General features: G+C 34.4%; 17 protein-coding genes. 10 read left to right on the top strand and 7 right to left on the bottom strand.

Annotated elements, in window-relative coordinates; translation table 11 throughout:
- Positions 1-101: 101 nt before the first annotated feature.
- The 7 genes from ACFPH8_RS09440 to ACFPH8_RS09410 all read left to right on the top strand — a co-directional run bounded on the left by ACFPH8_RS09440 (position 102) and on the right by ACFPH8_RS09410 (position 5,718).
- Positions 102-866, top strand: a complete 765-nt coding sequence (locus tag ACFPH8_RS09440; RefSeq protein ID WP_248395023.1) for a ParA family protein — start codon at positions 102-104, stop codon at positions 864-866.
- A gap of 3 nt (positions 867-869) precedes the next feature.
- Complete coding sequence (locus ACFPH8_RS09435; protein ID WP_248395024.1) at positions 870-1,772, top strand: ParB/RepB/Spo0J family partition protein; 903 nt, start codon at positions 870-872, stop codon at positions 1,770-1,772.
- On the top strand, positions 1,762-2,364 hold the full coding sequence (locus ACFPH8_RS09430) for a DUF5683 domain-containing protein (RefSeq protein WP_248395025.1): 603 nt from the start codon (positions 1,762-1,764) through the stop codon (positions 2,362-2,364). The genes ACFPH8_RS09435 and ACFPH8_RS09430 overlap by 11 nt, the downstream gene beginning before the upstream one ends.
- Before the next feature lie 2 nt (positions 2,365-2,366).
- Positions 2,367-3,068 carry a 4-hydroxy-tetrahydrodipicolinate reductase gene (gene dapB, locus ACFPH8_RS09425; protein ID WP_376860442.1) on the top strand — a complete coding sequence of 234 codons (702 nt, stop codon included), beginning with the start codon at positions 2,367-2,369 and terminating at the stop codon, positions 3,066-3,068.
- 63 nt (positions 3,069-3,131) lie between these two features.
- Entirely contained in the window at positions 3,132-4,727 is a 1,596-nt protein-coding gene (lepB, locus tag ACFPH8_RS09420) for a signal peptidase I (protein WP_376860440.1), read from the top strand.
- A 62-nt stretch (positions 4,728-4,789) separates the two neighbouring features.
- Positions 4,790-5,410: a WbqC family protein gene (locus ACFPH8_RS09415; RefSeq protein ID WP_376860438.1), complete on the top strand. Its 621-nt coding sequence runs from the start codon at positions 4,790-4,792 to the stop codon at positions 5,408-5,410.
- Positions 5,410-5,718 carry a DUF6122 family protein gene (locus tag ACFPH8_RS09410; protein WP_376860436.1) on the top strand — a complete coding sequence of 103 codons (309 nt, stop codon included), beginning with the start codon at positions 5,410-5,412 and terminating at the stop codon, positions 5,716-5,718. Before ACFPH8_RS09415 ends, ACFPH8_RS09410 begins: the two co-directional genes overlap by 1 nt.
- On the opposite strand, the gene ACFPH8_RS09405 is transcribed toward ACFPH8_RS09410, so the two are convergent.
- From ACFPH8_RS09405 to ACFPH8_RS09375, 7 genes are all read right to left on the bottom strand, one after another.
- Positions 5,710-6,732 carry an endonuclease/exonuclease/phosphatase family protein gene (locus ACFPH8_RS09405; protein WP_376860434.1) on the bottom strand — a complete coding sequence of 341 codons (1,023 nt, stop codon included), beginning with the start codon at positions 6,730-6,732 and terminating at the stop codon, positions 5,710-5,712. The genes ACFPH8_RS09410 and ACFPH8_RS09405 overlap by 9 nt on opposite strands.
- Before the next feature lie 82 nt (positions 6,733-6,814).
- Positions 6,815-7,699 carry a rhomboid family protein gene (locus ACFPH8_RS09400; protein WP_248395031.1) on the bottom strand — a complete coding sequence of 295 codons (885 nt, stop codon included), beginning with the start codon at positions 7,697-7,699 and terminating at the stop codon, positions 6,815-6,817.
- A gap of 1 nt (position 7,700) precedes the next feature.
- On the bottom strand, positions 7,701-8,468 hold the full coding sequence (locus ACFPH8_RS09395) for a rhomboid family intramembrane serine protease (RefSeq protein WP_376860791.1): 768 nt from the start codon (positions 8,466-8,468) through the stop codon (positions 7,701-7,703).
- A 13-nt stretch (positions 8,469-8,481) separates the two neighbouring features.
- Positions 8,482-10,335 carry a DNA mismatch repair endonuclease MutL gene (mutL, locus tag ACFPH8_RS09390; RefSeq protein ID WP_248395032.1) on the bottom strand — a complete coding sequence of 618 codons (1,854 nt, stop codon included), beginning with the start codon at positions 10,333-10,335 and terminating at the stop codon, positions 8,482-8,484.
- Entirely contained in the window at positions 10,335-10,619 is a 285-nt protein-coding gene (locus ACFPH8_RS09385; protein ID WP_376860431.1) for a riboflavin synthase subunit beta, read from the bottom strand. Before ACFPH8_RS09385 ends, mutL begins: the two co-directional genes overlap by 1 nt.
- Positions 10,620-10,997: 378 nt before the next feature.
- The gene (gene ribH, locus ACFPH8_RS09380; RefSeq protein WP_376860429.1) at positions 10,998-11,477 is read right to left on the bottom strand and encodes a 6,7-dimethyl-8-ribityllumazine synthase; all 480 of its coding nucleotides are present in this window, start codon (positions 11,475-11,477) and stop codon (positions 10,998-11,000) included.
- A 3-nt stretch (positions 11,478-11,480) separates the two neighbouring features.
- Positions 11,481-12,254: a tetratricopeptide repeat protein gene (locus ACFPH8_RS09375; protein WP_248395035.1), complete on the bottom strand. Its 774-nt coding sequence runs from the start codon at positions 12,252-12,254 to the stop codon at positions 11,481-11,483.
- Between the two features lie 123 nt (positions 12,255-12,377).
- Here ACFPH8_RS09375 and recF point away from each other — a divergent pair, with 123 nt between their 5' ends.
- The 3 genes from recF to ACFPH8_RS09360 are packed head-to-tail and all read left to right on the top strand — an operon-like array spanning position 12,378 to position 14,198.
- Positions 12,378-13,457 (top strand): DNA replication/repair protein RecF, encoded by a 1,080-nt coding sequence (gene recF / locus ACFPH8_RS09370; RefSeq protein WP_376860427.1) that lies wholly within the window; start codon positions 12,378-12,380, stop codon positions 13,455-13,457.
- A gap of 13 nt (positions 13,458-13,470) precedes the next feature.
- Positions 13,471-13,902, top strand: coding sequence for a hypothetical protein (locus ACFPH8_RS09365; RefSeq protein WP_376860425.1), 432 nt, complete (start codon positions 13,471-13,473; stop codon positions 13,900-13,902).
- On the top strand, positions 13,902-14,198 hold the full coding sequence (locus ACFPH8_RS09360; protein ID WP_376860423.1) for a DciA family protein: 297 nt from the start codon (positions 13,902-13,904) through the stop codon (positions 14,196-14,198). Before ACFPH8_RS09365 ends, ACFPH8_RS09360 begins: the two co-directional genes overlap by 1 nt.
- Positions 14,199-14,223: the final 25 nt, after the last annotated feature.

Genomic DNA, 14,223 nt, shown 5'->3' with positions numbered 1-14,223 from the left:
TATTAAAAAAAAGGTCACCTGTTTAAACGTTTGTTAACAACTTCCATTTTCTAAACCCACAAATAATTGTATTTTTACGCGTAATTAAACCAAATCAATTAATGGGTAAAATAATAGCTATAGCTAATCAAAAAGGTGGTGTTGGTAAAACAACAACCTCTATTAATTTAGCTGCTTCCCTAGGCGTACTTGAAAAAAAAGTTCTCCTTATAGATGCTGATCCACAAGCTAACGCAACGTCTGGATTGGGTATTGATGTTGAAACTGTCGAGACTGGAACCTACCAACTTCTTGAGCATTCTAATAGTGCTAGAGAAGCCATTGTCAAAACCGATACGCCAAACCTGGATATTATTCCAGCACATATAGATCTCGTTGCTATTGAAATTGAACTAGTAGATAAGGACGAACGTGAATATATGCTTAAAAAAGCATTAGGCGACATTGTTGATGACTACGACTTTATATTAATAGATTGCGCACCATCTTTAGGCCTTCTAACTTTAAATGCTTTAACAGCGGCGCACGCCGTAATTATTCCTATTCAATGTGAATATTTTGCCTTAGAAGGACTTGGTAAACTATTGAATACGATTAAAAGTGTGCAAAAAATTCATAATCCTGAATTGGATATTGAAGGTTTACTGTTAACAATGTATGACTCACGCCTGCGCTTATCAAACCAAGTGGTTGAAGAAGTTCAAAAACATTTTAATGACATGGTGTTCCAAACCATTATTCAACGAAATGTCCGTTTAAGTGAAGCACCAAGTTATGGTGAAAGCATTATAAACTATGATGCGGCAAGTAAAGGTGCCACAAATTACTTAAGTTTGGCAAAAGAAATTATTAATAAAAACTCCTAAAACATGGCGAAGGCAACGAAAAAACAGGCTTTAGGTAGAGGATTATCGGCATTGCTAAAAGATCCTTCAAACGATATAAAAACAAGTCAGGATAAAAATGCAGACCAAGTTATTGGCAATATTGTAGAATTAGATATTGACGCAATTGATATTAACCCATTTCAACCACGTACTAATTTTAACGAAGAAACCCTGCGTGAATTAGCCTCCTCTATTAAAGAGTTAGGCGTTATTCAACCTATTACGGTTAGAAAATTAGACTTTAATACCTTTCAATTGGTATCAGGTGAGCGTCGTTTTAGAGCTTCTAAATTAATAGGTTTGGAAACCATTCCAGCCTATATTAGAATTGCAAATGATCAAGAATCGCTTGAAATGGCTTTGGTTGAAAACATTCAACGTCAAGATTTAGATCCCATTGAAATTGCTTTATCCTACCAACGATTAATTGACGAAATTAATTTAACACAAGAGCAAATGAGTGATCGTGTTGGTAAAAAACGATCCACTATTGCTAACTATTTACGTCTATTAAAATTAGATCCTATTATCCAGACAGGTATGCGAGATGGTTTTATCTCCATGGGTCATGGTCGTGCCATTATTACCATTGAGGATCAAAGCCTCCAATTGGATATTTATGAGAAGATAATTACCAATAAATTATCTGTTCGAGATACGGAAACATTAGTCCGTGACTTTCAATCAGATAAAACGTTAAAAACACCAAAAGAACCGGAAGAACTTCCTAAATTTGTAAAAAAGGGTATTAAAGATTTTTCTGAATACTTTGGTCATAAAATCAACGTTAAAGTATCAAAAAATGGAAAAGGTAATATTTCAATTCCTTTTCATTCAGAAGAAGACTTTAATCGTATTTTAAAATTGGTAAAACGTGCTGAATAAATATGCCATAGTGCTTATTATTATCTTGGCTTTTTGTAGTAATACGTGGGCTCAAGAAGATAAAAACTCTGAAGACAAGGAAGAAGTCCAAACAGAAACACTAGAAGAACTACAAGTTGAAGCAAATAATATTGTTTCAGATCCTATTGATCCGTTAGCACCTGCGCGTGCCGCTTTTTATTCTGCTGTATTACCAGGATTAGGCCAAGCCTACAATAAAAAATATTGGAAAATCCCTATTGTTTATGCAGGATTAGGAATTGGTATGTATTTTTATTTAGACAATAATAAAGAATACCAACGCTATAGAGATGCCTATAAAAGACGATTGGCAGGTTTTACGGACGATGAATTTTACGGAACCATTAATGATGATGGCTTGCGTGAAGCACAAAAAACACTGAGCAGGAACCGAGAAATTTCGCTTTTGGTTACCATTGCTATTTACGCCTTAAATATTATTGATGCCAATGTGGATGCGCATCTACTGCAGTACAATGTGGATGATAATCTGTCCCTAGCACCTCATTATAAAATTAATGAGTTCGATAATACAGGAGATTTAGGTATTACTGTTAATTTTAAATTTTAAGCATGAAAATTGCACTTTTAGGATATGGTAAAATGGGTAAAACCATTGAAAAAATAGCAATTCAACGTGGCCATACTATTGTTATAAAAACAAACGATGAAGATGGCTACGATATCACCCAAGCAGATGTTGCTATCGATTTTAGTGTTCCCAATGCTGCTTTTTTTAATATCATAAAATGTTTTAAGCATGGTGTCCCAGTTATTTCTGGAACTACCGGTTGGTTGGACAATTTCAAGAAAGCCAAAGCACTTTGCGAAGAAGAAAATGGCGCTTTTATTTATGCATCAAATTTCAGTTTGGGTGTCAATATCTTTTTTGAACTAAATAAACAACTAGCCAAAATGATGTCGAAAATTGAGTCTTACAAAGTTTCTTTAGAAGAAATTCATCATACTCAAAAACTGGATGCGCCAAGTGGAACGGCTATTACATTAGCAGAATCTATTATTTCTGAACACGATTCGTATTCAGATTGGAGCCTGCTTTCAAAAAAAGAAAATACCATACCCATTTCAGCTAAACGCCTTGATGATGTTTCTGGAACCCATGCCGTTTCCTATACCAGCAATACAGATACCATTACTATTGAACATGAAGCGCATAGCCGCGAAGGGTTTGCACTAGGCGCTGTTATTGCCGCTGAATGGCTACAAGATAAAACAGGTGTTTACACCATGAAAGATGTGTTAAACATAGGTTAAAACAAACAATTCAGGTAACGAAATATGAAGGTTGCCTACCAATAACAACAAAAGTAAAAATATATGACACTCATTCAATTGTTCATAGTTATCCTAATTATTCAAATTATTCACGGATTAGGAACTTGGAAATTATATATAAAAGCTGGTAGACAAGCTTGGGAGGCTTTCGTTCCTGTGTACAATGCGGTTATTTTAATGAAGATAATTAACCGTCCATGGTATTGGACAATCCTGCTCTTTTTACCGATTGTAAATCTCATCATGTTTCCAGTTGTATGGGTTGAAACCGCTAGAAGTTTTGGGAAAAATTCCGCGACAGATACCGTTTTGGCGCTATTCACTTTAGGTTTTTATAATTACTATTTAAATTATGCTGTAGATGTGCAACATGTAAAAGATAGAAGTTTACATCCCCGAACGCCTCTTGGTGATTGGGTAAGTTCTATTCTGTTTGCAATTGTAGCTGCAACCGTAGTGCACACCTATATTATTCAACCGTATACCATTCCAACGTCTTCTTTAGAAAAATCATTACTGGTTGGCGATTTCCTTTTTGTTAGTAAATTTCATTACGGCGCGCGCGTTCCCATGTCTACTGTAGCTGCGCCAATGGTTCATGATACCATTCCGTTTATTAATAAAAAATCATATTTATATGATGACAATGTAGAAAACAGAAACACCTCATTCATAAACAAATTATCACTACCCTATTTAAGAATTCCAGGTTTTCAAAATATAAAACATAATGATATTGTTGTTTTCAACTGGCCAGTAGATACGTTGTACAATATGTATAAATCGGCTGATAGAAATTATTACAAACCAATTGATAAGAAAACGAATTACGTAAAACGTGCCGTTGGTATCCCTGGAGATTCTTTAGAAATTCGCAATGGTTATGTATATATTAATGGCAAACAAAATGCTTTGCCAGACAGAGCTAAATTGCAATTTTCTTATAAAGTAGAAACAAAAAATGGGCCTTTCAATAATTATATATTGTCTAGCCGCTATAATATAACCGATTTCCCGCAGTATAACCAAGACTACTCCGTGAGTTACTTCCCTGGAATTTCAGATGAAAATTTAGCGAAATTTAAAAACCATCCAAACGTGAAGAGTGTTGAACCTCTTAAGCGTGAGGAAGGTGAGCGTGAATTAAGTGTTTTCCCGCATGACGCTAATTACAATTGGAATAACGATTGGTTTGGACCGCTTTATATTCCTGAAGCTGGAGCAACAATTGACTTAAATTTAGAAGTTTTACCACTTTACAAACGTGCCATTACAGAATATGAAAATAACACCTTACAAGTAAAAGGCAATCAGATTTTTATTAATGGTGAAGTGGCCAATAGCTATACATTCCAAAAAGATTATTATTGGCTCATGGGAGACAACCGCCATAACTCGTTAGACGCACGTTCTTGGGGATTTGTGCCTTTCGATCATGTGGTTGGAAAACCGGTATTTATATGGATGAGTTATAATAGTAATGGTCAAGGCATTAAAGAAAAAATTCGTTGGGAGCGTTTATTTACAACCGTAAATGGTAGTGGCGAACCAGTTTCATATTTCATTCCGTTTTTAGTCCTATTAGCCGCATGGTTTGGGTTTAGTAAATGGCGTAAACATAAGAATGCTAATAGTTAGTTGTAAAACGTAAAGTTGTGCAACGCATTATGTAATCAACTTTGCAACAAGCATCTAAACCCATGAATATTCTTATACATCCAACGTATTTTCCAAGCATCGCGCATTTTGTCGCTATAAGTCAGGCGGAAACCGTCACCTTTGAAATGGCTGATAATTTCCAAAAACAGACCTATAGAAATAGAGCTTATATTTATGGTGCTAATGGTAAATTATTGTTGAATATTCCAGTAATACACAGTCAAAAAGACCGGCAGCAGTATGTGGATGTCCAGACTTTTAATGACGAAAATTGGCAACGCAACCATTGGAAATCTTTAGAATCTGCTTATAAAACATCGCCTTTTTTCGAATTTTATGAAGATGAATTAAAGCCCTTATTTGAAGAACCCGTTTCTAATTTGCTGGAATTTAACCGACGTTGTTTTCAAACCATTTGCGATTGCTTACAATTAGAAATTGAAACCCTACAAACAACCACATTTGAAAAGGAACCCGCTCAATTTACCGATTTACGGTATCTAGTAAAAGCCAAAGGCGAAAAAGCACCAAATTTTGAATCCTATACCCAAGTTTTTGATGATAAACATGGCTTCATTAACAACTTAAGTATCTTAGATTTAATATGTAATGAAGGACCGAATGCTTTAAATTACCTAGAATCTCAAAAACCATTCTGGTAATGCTACAAAATCTCGTTCACTACAATCTGCACTTTTTACTGCCTTTACTAGTTGCATTCGTCTTTTACAGAACCTATTGGTTAAAGGCATATCTTATTATGGTAACAACTATGATTATTGATTTAGATCACCTATTAGCAACGCCTATTTTTGATCCCAATAGATGTAGTATTAATTTTCATTCATTGCATACCTATTGGGCAATTGGCCTGTATGTGCTTTTGTTAATTCCGAAAAAAACCAGATTAGTTGGTATTGGATTGGTAATTCATATTATAGCAGATTCAGCAGACTGCGCCTTAATGTAATTTCAAGGTGGCCATTATAGAATAATGGTCTGAATATTTGTTATCTATGGTTTTAAAATCCGTGATTTCAAAAGAAGGATCACTGAAAATAAAATCGATGCGGATGGGAAAAAATTTGAAGTCGTATGTTCTACCAAAACCATTTCCTGCTTGCTTAAACGTATCGTTTAAATCGCCTTTCAACTCCTTATAAACGTATGAAAACGCGGTATTATTAAAATCGCCAGAAATAATAACCTTATAAGGACACGACGCTTTATGCTCTAAAAACAATTCGGTTTGGAGTTGTTGCATTTCAAACGTTTGTTCTATTCGTTTTAATAAGCGTTCAGAATCTTCCTGTTTCAGCTTATCCATATTAGCATCAATTTTTAAGGATTGTAAATGGACATTATAAATACGAATGGTATCATCGGCCTTTACTATATCCGCAAAAATGGCGTTGTTTGATGTCTCGGGAAATTCCACAGATCCTGAATTAATAATGGGGTATTGTGATAAAATAACCTGACCATATTTAGTTTTATTCCCTGATAATTTCTCGAATTTATATTTAAAAGTTGATAAATCAATATCAGGATGTGGATGATATTCTTGAATCGTCAGTACATCCGGTGCTTTCTGTTTGATTAAATCGACCATTTTCACAGCTATGCCTTTTTCAGGAATCCAATCGTACAAGTTAAATAAGCGCACGTTATAATTCATGACTTTAAGTTGGTGGTCATGAATTTTATCATCTTCGGAAGAAAACTTATATAAAGACCCAAAACTAAAATAGCCAATCACTAACACAACAGCAGATAATATTAACTGTTTTTTGAGTTTAATTAACCAATATAAAAAGAACACCACGTTTATAAGAATCAAGAAAGGCACGCCTAAACTCAATACAGAAAGTAATGCAAACGTTTTAGGTGGTACAAACGGCAATAAATACGATAACAGCAAAACAAAGGCTAAAAGACCATTTAAGAGGTATATAAATTTATCTATTAACGTTAAGTTTTTCATATAATTTGAATGAAAACGGCAAGCCGAAATCCAATAACAATACTACAAGCTGCTATAACTTATATTTACTACAAATAGTATATTATTTTCCAGCTTTAAACAAAAACTCTTTTTCGGCTTTTGTTAAACTATCATAACCACTTTTACTAATTTTATCTAGAATGACATCTATTTTCTTCTGTTTATTAAACTGATCGAATTCCTCCTTTGAAAAACCCGCAACTTTACCAGACTTCTTTTTATAAACGGTTTTTAAGGGTGATTTTTTCGATTTTGAAAATAGGCTCATAAACTGATCCATATATTTCTCGAACCCCTTCCCAATATCTTGACCTTTAACTAATTGTTTCGCATAAAAATAACCTAAAATAGCGCCACCTAAATGTGCTAAATTACCACCAGCATTGCCAGAAACAGGATCATTTATGCCGGCAATGATGCCCAAAACATCAAAAGCAACAATGGCTGCACCAATATACCACAGCTTTAAATTAAAGGTGAAAAAACGCACCTCCATACTGGGCATATAAGCACATAAAAAAATCAATAATGCACGAACAGCTGCCGATGCGCCCACCAATCTAGTTGGCGATTGAAACAAACTCGGGAACAGGTTATAACCTAATAAAAATAAAAGTCCTCCTGAAATAGCACCTAAAAAATACACATTTAGTCCCATTTTTTTTGAGAACATATTATTAAACATGCCACCAATAAAATAAAGCCAAATCATATTAAAAAAGAAATGCCAAAAATCATAATGCACAAACGCATAAGTAATAACGCTCCAAGGTTGAATTATAAACTCGCTAAATACACTCGGTAATTCAAACCACTGTAAATCGAATTTGAAAAGTAGCGTTACTAATAATCCGATTATAAAAACAGCAAAATTACCAACTATCAGCTTTTCAAAAACATTGAGATGCTGCAATTTTGTGCGGATATCTTGATTTAAGTTTGTCATACTAATCCCAACGGTTTTTGTTGAATTGTGTTTTTTTCCAATACCACATAATTAAAAACCCAGTTAAAGCGCCTCCAAGGTGGGCAACATAGGCCGTATTACTAGGACTAAAAAAGGATTGTCCCGTTATAGCCGAAATTAAATCTAATGCAATAATTCCCGGAATAAAATACTTGGCTTTAATAGGGACTGGCAGGAAAATCAACATTAATTTAGATTCTGGATACAACATCCCAAAGGCCACTAAAACCCCCATGATTGCACCAGAAGCACCTACCATGGTACTATTAAAAACACCTACAAATTGTTGCATATCTGCTGCACCCATTATTTGTTGCCAACCTGTATTATACATACCAGAATTTAATGTTTCAAGTATTTGAGTTTCGCCAACACCGGCTTCGGTTAATGTGCTGAGTCCTGAATAAAAGGTAATATAATAGTAACCAATCATACAGAGGGCCGCGCCTAAACCCGCTGACAAGTAGAAAAATATAAATTTTTTAGCCCCAAAACGTTGTTCTACGGCCGTTCCAAACATCCATAACGCAAACATATTAAACAAAATATGCATAAAACCACCATGCATAAACATATGTGTAATTATTTGCCAAGGCTGGAAGGCCACATTTTTAGGAAAGTGTAAGGCAAACCAATCGTAGAACACAGTATTCTCGCCCAATGCCGCTCCTCCAACTGTAAGCGTACCTACAAACATAAGCACGTTTAAAATAATTAAATGTTTGACCGTATCGGTAATATTATTCATCATAAGATTTTACTTATATAAATTTTTTATCTATTTCATCCACGCTTATCGTAACGAAAGTTGCTTGATTTGTTGGTGAACTATTAGGGTCTTTACAAGCAAATAAACTATTCACTAAATGCTCTTGCTCCATCAAAGATAAGGATTGTCCTCTCTTAATAGCCAAACTCTTTGCCATAGATTTTGCCAATAAATCGGTTGCACTAAAATGAGTGTCTGGCACTTCGTTTTCTATGTCACTAATCAGCTGTTCCAAAATAACAGTGACTTCACTCTCCGGAACACTAATTGGAACACCTGAAATTTCAATATGATCATTATGAAAGTTAGCAAATACAAATCCAGTGTGTTCTAAATCTTCTTGTACTTCTTTTATACAATCCATTTCTTGTTGCGATAAAAACACTAATACAGGAAATAACAATTGCTGACTTACACTCTCTTTAATAGTGATATGCTTTAAGAAATTTTCATATAGAATTCGTTGGTGCGCACGATGTTGGTCAATTACCAACATACCCGATTTTATTGTACTAACTACATATTTATTATGAAGTTGATAGGTAGATTGTTTCACATCTAAACTGGAATCGTCTTGAAACATATTACCGGTTTGTTCATCGCTCTCAAAACGCATTTCGTTAAAATCAGATGTCGATTTGGTTCCTTTAGATTCCATTCCAACATACAAACCTTCCCAACTTCCAGCTGGTTCTTTTTTGTACGATGTATTAAAAGATGCTTTAGATCGGGTTTCTTCTTGAAAGGGATTAAACGAACGATCTACTTCTATTTTAGGTGTTTTTGCTTGTTTATTTTCGAAATTATAAGGCGTATCAAAATTGGAATCCCGATCAAAATCTAAAACTGGCGCAATACTAAATTGCCCTAAACTATGTTTGACTGCCGATCGTAAAATAGCGTATAAAGTATGTTCGTCATCAAACTTAATTTCTGTTTTGGTTGGATGAATATTAATATCAATAGTTTGCGGATTTACGGTTAAGTCTAAAAAGTAACTCGCATGCGTTCCATCTTTTAGTAACCCATCAAAAGCAGAATTAATAGCGTGATTTAAATAAGCACTTTTTATAAAACGGTTATTCACAAAAAAGAATTGTTCGCCACGTGTTTTTTTGGCGTATTCGGGTTTTCCAACAAATCCTGAAACGGTTAAAACTTCGGTTGTTTCATTTACAGGCACCAATTTCTCATTGGTTTTTGCCCCAAAGATATTTACAATACGTTGTCTGAAATTACTGGAAGGCAACTGAAATGTTTCGCTGCCATTATGATACATAGAAAACTGAATAGATGGATGCGCTAAAGACACCCGGTGGAATTCATCAATAATATGTCGCAATTCAACCGTATTCGATTTTAAAAAATTACGTCGCGCTGGAATATTAAAAAAGAGGTTTTTTACAGCAATAGACGTTCCTGTTGGTGTTACAACCACTTCTTGTTCTTTTACCTCGCTACCCTCAATAACTATTTGGGTGCCTACATCATCCGCTTCTTGCTTGGTTTTTAATTCCACATGGGCAATAGCGGCAATACTTGCCAAAGCTTCGCCACGGAATCCTTTGGTATGTAATTGAAACAAATCGTCAGCCGATTTAATTTTAGAGGTTGCATGTCGTTCAAAACTAAAACGTGCATCGGTAACACTCATCCCTGAACCATTATCGATTACTTGAACAAGGGTTTTTCCAGCATCTTTAATAAGCAGTTTAATTTCTGAAGCTTGTGCATCAATGGCGTTTTCCAAAAGCTCTTTTACTACGGAAGCTGGTCTTTGAACAACTTCACCTGCAGCAATTTGATTGGCTACATGATCGGGTAATAATTGAATAATGTCTGCCATTAGTTTTCAGGAAGGAATATGGATAAATCGAAACCAATAATCAGTAAAAATATAAAAACTAAAACAGCTATAATGATCAATACACGTCTATTGGCATGTTCATCAGCATTGTTTTTATAATCGTCCCAAGCGGTATTTATCTTTGTTTTTAAACCACCACTACTTCCAACGGTTGAGCGAAAATCATCGAACTTGTGTTTTATTTCGTACGGATTCTCATCACCTTTATAATAACGCGGTGTGTAGCTGTATTTTTTATTTTTTCGCTTACTAAAAACTCCCATAATTCTATATTATTCGTAGCCACTTAATATGTAAATCACTATTAAGATAGCAATCAAAAACAAGACCAAAAATAATGGTGAGGTAAGAAAACTACGTTTTCGCTTTCTATTACCCTTTAAACTTTGCCATTTTGTCTGAATATTATCTGGCTGATTTTTTTCAGGAACATCTTGGAATCTTGGTTTATAATTAAAGCTTTTATTTTTTTTAGCCAATGTACTTTCTAATTAGTTGCTTTAACTTCAAAAGTACTGAATTTACAAGGAAAAAGGACATTCAGATTGCCAAAAATTGTTAACAATATCCTGCTTGCTAGTCCATGAAGCTAGCTCATGTCTATTAAAATATATAAAATAAAATTTAAGAAATTAGGCTATTTACTTGTTTAGTGCTGCCATTTTAATAGCAGCAATAGCCGCTTCAGTTCCTTTGTTTCCGTGTTTTCCACCCGAACGATCAATAGACTGTTGGATATTATTATCGGTTAGTACGCAAAAAATAACAGGGACGTTATGTAAAACGTTAAGGTCCTTAATTCCTTGAGCAACACCTTCACACACAAAATCGAAATGTTTGGTTTCGCCTTGGATTACACTTCCTATGGCAATAACAGCATCAACCGGTTGTTGTTGCATTTTTTTACAACCAAAAATTAATTCATAACTACCAGGAACATTCCAACGAATAATATTTTCTTTTGAAACATTATTATCTAACAAAGCCTCGATGGCGCCTTTGTAAAGTCCTTCTGTTATGGTAGCATTCCATTCTGAAACAACAATCCCAAACCGAAAGTTCTTCGCGTTTGGGATTGTAGCTTTATCGTATTCTGATAAATTGTTATTTTCTGTAGCCATGTATTAGTTACTTGCCAAAGCCTCTGCTTTACCAATAAAGATGTCAATATTAGCACCTTCAGTAGACGTTGGATAGTTTTCTTTAATGTTTTTAAAATGCTTAAGCGCCACATCTGTTTTGCCTAAATCTAATGCTATAACACCTGCTTTGTATAAAAACATAGGTGTGGTAAATTCATTGGAACGCATTTTAGCAGCTTCTTCATAATAGCCTAAAGCATCTTCCTGTTGGTTTAATTGCACAAAGGCATCACCAATACAACCTTTGGCCATAGGCGCCAAAATTTCGTCATCTCCTGAAAAATTTCCTAAATACGAAACCGCATTTTTGTAATCTTTCATATTTAAATAGGCCATACCAGCGTAATAGTTAGCCATATTTGCAGATGGTGTTCCACCATACTCTGAAATAATATCTAACATACCAAATTTCCCTTCACCTCCATTTAAGGCTAAGCTAAATAAGGAATCTTTTTCAGCCGTTGCATTTACTGCTTGGTCATAATATTTTTGAGCTTGGTACATATCATTCATAGCTTCCGTTTGCTTTGGTTTTGCTATAAACTCGTTATACCCTAAATAACCTAAAACTACGGCGGCTACCAAACCTATAATAATGAAAATGTATTTCTGATTGGCAATTACCCAATCTTCAGTTTTGGAAGCACTTTCATCAAGTGTATTAAAAACTTCTGCCGTTGTTGAGTTCTCTTCAACATCATGCTGCTTTTCTTCTTTCGTTTCTGGTTTATATCCTCTCTTCTTGTACGTTGCCATATATTCTAAATTAATGCGGTGCAAAAATATAATATTTCTTTAGATTTGAAAGCCTATTTATTTGTTATTTTTCAATAATTTGCACATCCTTTAAACTGAACACCCTTTTAAGTTTCTTTTTACATGATTTTGAAATCCTTATCGGTACTGAATTATAAAAATTTTGATGAACGCAGCTTTGTTTTCAATGAGAAAATAAACTGTTTTGTTGGAAACAATGGCGTGGGTAAAACGAATGTGTTAGATGCCATCTATCACCTATCGTTTGGGAAAAGTTATTTTAATCCTATTGCATCCCAAAACATTAAACACGACGAAGCTTTTTTTGTGGTAAATGGTGAATATGAAAAGGAAAATACGGCAGAAAAAATTGTGGTGAGTTTAAAACGTGGTCAGAAAAAGATTATAAAACGAAATGGCAAAATTTATGAAAAGTATAGCGACCATATTGGTTTTTTGCCTTTAGTGATTATTTCGCCAGCCGATCGGGATTTAATTATTGAAGGAAGTGCTACCAGACGGAAATTTGTGGATGGTGTTATTTCGCAAAGCGATAAAAACTACCTGAATGCCTTATTAAAATACAATAAAATTTTAGCACAGCGTAATTCGCTCTTAAAGTATTTTGCTTTAAACCATACCTTTAATAAGGATACTTTAGATGTTTATAATTTACAACTCGATCAATACGGACATGAAATTCATGAGAAACGTCAAGCATTTTTAGAGTCCTTTATCCCTATTTTTAAGGCACGTTATGAAGCCATTAGCAGCGGCAACGAATCCGTAGAATTGGTGTATGAAAGTGATTTAACAGATAACCGATTGGAGGCCCTGTTAAAAACCGTTATTAATAAGGACAAGGCCATTCAATACACCAGTGTTGGCATTCATAAAGACGATTTAATATTTAACATCGCCGGACATCCAATTAAAAAATTCGGTAGTCAAGGACAGCAGAAATCATTTTTAATTGCTTTAAAATTGGCACAATTCGATTTTATAAAATCCAAAAGTCAGGTAAATCCTATTTTGCTATTGGATGATATTTTTGATAAATTAGACGAACAGCGGGTATCCCAGATTATTAAATTGGTAGACGATGAAAATTTTGGTCAGCTTTTTATAAGCGATACACATGCAGACCGGACGGAAGCTGTTGTTAAGCAAGTGCATCAATCTTACGAAATTTTTAAACTTTAGAACCGTTTTCATTATGAAACAGAAACGTCAAAACCTCATCTTACTGCTCGTTACTGCGCTTGTTATTTCCAGTTGTACTAATACCCCAGACGAGTCTTTAAAAAATCTTGAAGGGTATTGGGAAATTGAACGTGTTACCCTAAAAGATGGCCGTATTAAAGAATATAATTTTAATGATACAATTGATTTTATAAGTTTAGAGGATTCATTACAAGGCGTCCGAAAAAAAATGAAACCTAATTTCATGGGTACGTTTGAAACTTCTAAAGATGCGGAAACCTTCATTATTAAAATTGAAAATGATAGCCTGAATGTGTATTATACAACACCTTTTGATTCTTGGAAGGAAACCATTTTGTTAGTAACTAAAGAGCAACTAAAAGTCGTAAATAAGCATGAAGCCGTATTTTTGTATAAACGCTACAAACCTTTAAATTTAGACTAATGGCCAAACGTAATAATGAAAACTTAACAATTGCAGACGCACTTAAGGAGTTTGTGGAAACCAACCGGTTAGAACAGGGGTTAAATGCGGTAAACGTGCAGGATGCATGGCAAAGCATGATGGGTAATGGTGTAAATAATTACACGACAGCCATTCAACTTAAAGGCGACACATTGTATGTGCAATTAAGTTCTAGTGTCCTGCGTGAAGAATTAAGTTACGGGAAAGAAAAAATTATTTCTATGCTTAACGAAAATTTAGGGAAGAACATTATTAAAGAATTAGTGCTACGTTAGTTGGTAGTTGTTAGTTCATGAAATA

Source organism: Bizionia hallyeonensis, assembly GCF_042657385.1.
GTDB lineage: Bacteria > Bacteroidota > Bacteroidia > Flavobacteriales > Flavobacteriaceae > Algorimicrobium > Algorimicrobium hallyeonense.
Note: the sequence above shows the minus strand (reverse complement) of the source record. Positions and strands in the feature narration are given on the sequence as shown.

What these genes read in the sequence shown, in the direction of transcription:
- ACFPH8_RS09440 (WP_248395023.1), top strand. Translation starts at nt 102, where the DNA reads ATGGGTAAAATAATAGCTATAGCTAATCAAAAAGGTGGTGTTGGTAAA.
- ACFPH8_RS09435 (WP_248395024.1), top strand. Translation starts at nt 870, where the DNA reads ATGGCGAAGGCAACGAAAAAACAGGCTTTAGGTAGAGGATTATCGGCA.
- dapB (WP_376860442.1), top strand. Translation starts at nt 2,367, where the DNA reads ATGAAAATTGCACTTTTAGGATATGGTAAAATGGGTAAAACCATTGAA.
- lepB (WP_376860440.1), top strand. Translation starts at nt 3,132, where the DNA reads ATGACACTCATTCAATTGTTCATAGTTATCCTAATTATTCAAATTATT.
- ACFPH8_RS09415 (WP_376860438.1), top strand. Translation starts at nt 4,790, where the DNA reads ATGAATATTCTTATACATCCAACGTATTTTCCAAGCATCGCGCATTTT.
- ACFPH8_RS09410 (WP_376860436.1), top strand. Translation starts at nt 5,410, where the DNA reads ATGCTACAAAATCTCGTTCACTACAATCTGCACTTTTTACTGCCTTTA.
- ACFPH8_RS09405 (WP_376860434.1), bottom strand. Translation starts at nt 6,732, where the DNA reads ATGAAAAACTTAACGTTAATAGATAAATTTATATACCTCTTAAATGGT.
- ACFPH8_RS09400 (WP_248395031.1), bottom strand. Translation starts at nt 7,699, where the DNA reads ATGACAAACTTAAATCAAGATATCCGCACAAAATTGCAGCATCTCAAT.
- ACFPH8_RS09395 (WP_376860791.1), bottom strand. Translation starts at nt 8,468, where the DNA reads ATGAATAATATTACCGATACGGTCAAACATTTAATTATTTTAAACGTG.
- mutL (WP_248395032.1), bottom strand. Translation starts at nt 10,335, where the DNA reads ATGGCAGACATTATTCAATTATTACCCGATCATGTAGCCAATCAAATT.
- ACFPH8_RS09385 (WP_376860431.1), bottom strand. Translation starts at nt 10,619, where the DNA reads ATGGGAGTTTTTAGTAAGCGAAAAAATAAAAAATACAGCTACACACCG.
- ribH (WP_376860429.1), bottom strand. Translation starts at nt 11,477, where the DNA reads ATGGCTACAGAAAATAACAATTTATCAGAATACGATAAAGCTACAATC.
- ACFPH8_RS09375 (WP_248395035.1), bottom strand. Translation starts at nt 12,254, where the DNA reads ATGGCAACGTACAAGAAGAGAGGATATAAACCAGAAACGAAAGAAGAA.
- recF (WP_376860427.1), top strand. Translation starts at nt 12,378, where the DNA reads ATGATTTTGAAATCCTTATCGGTACTGAATTATAAAAATTTTGATGAA.
- ACFPH8_RS09365 (WP_376860425.1), top strand. Translation starts at nt 13,471, where the DNA reads ATGAAACAGAAACGTCAAAACCTCATCTTACTGCTCGTTACTGCGCTT.
- ACFPH8_RS09360 (WP_376860423.1), top strand. Translation starts at nt 13,902, where the DNA reads ATGGCCAAACGTAATAATGAAAACTTAACAATTGCAGACGCACTTAAG.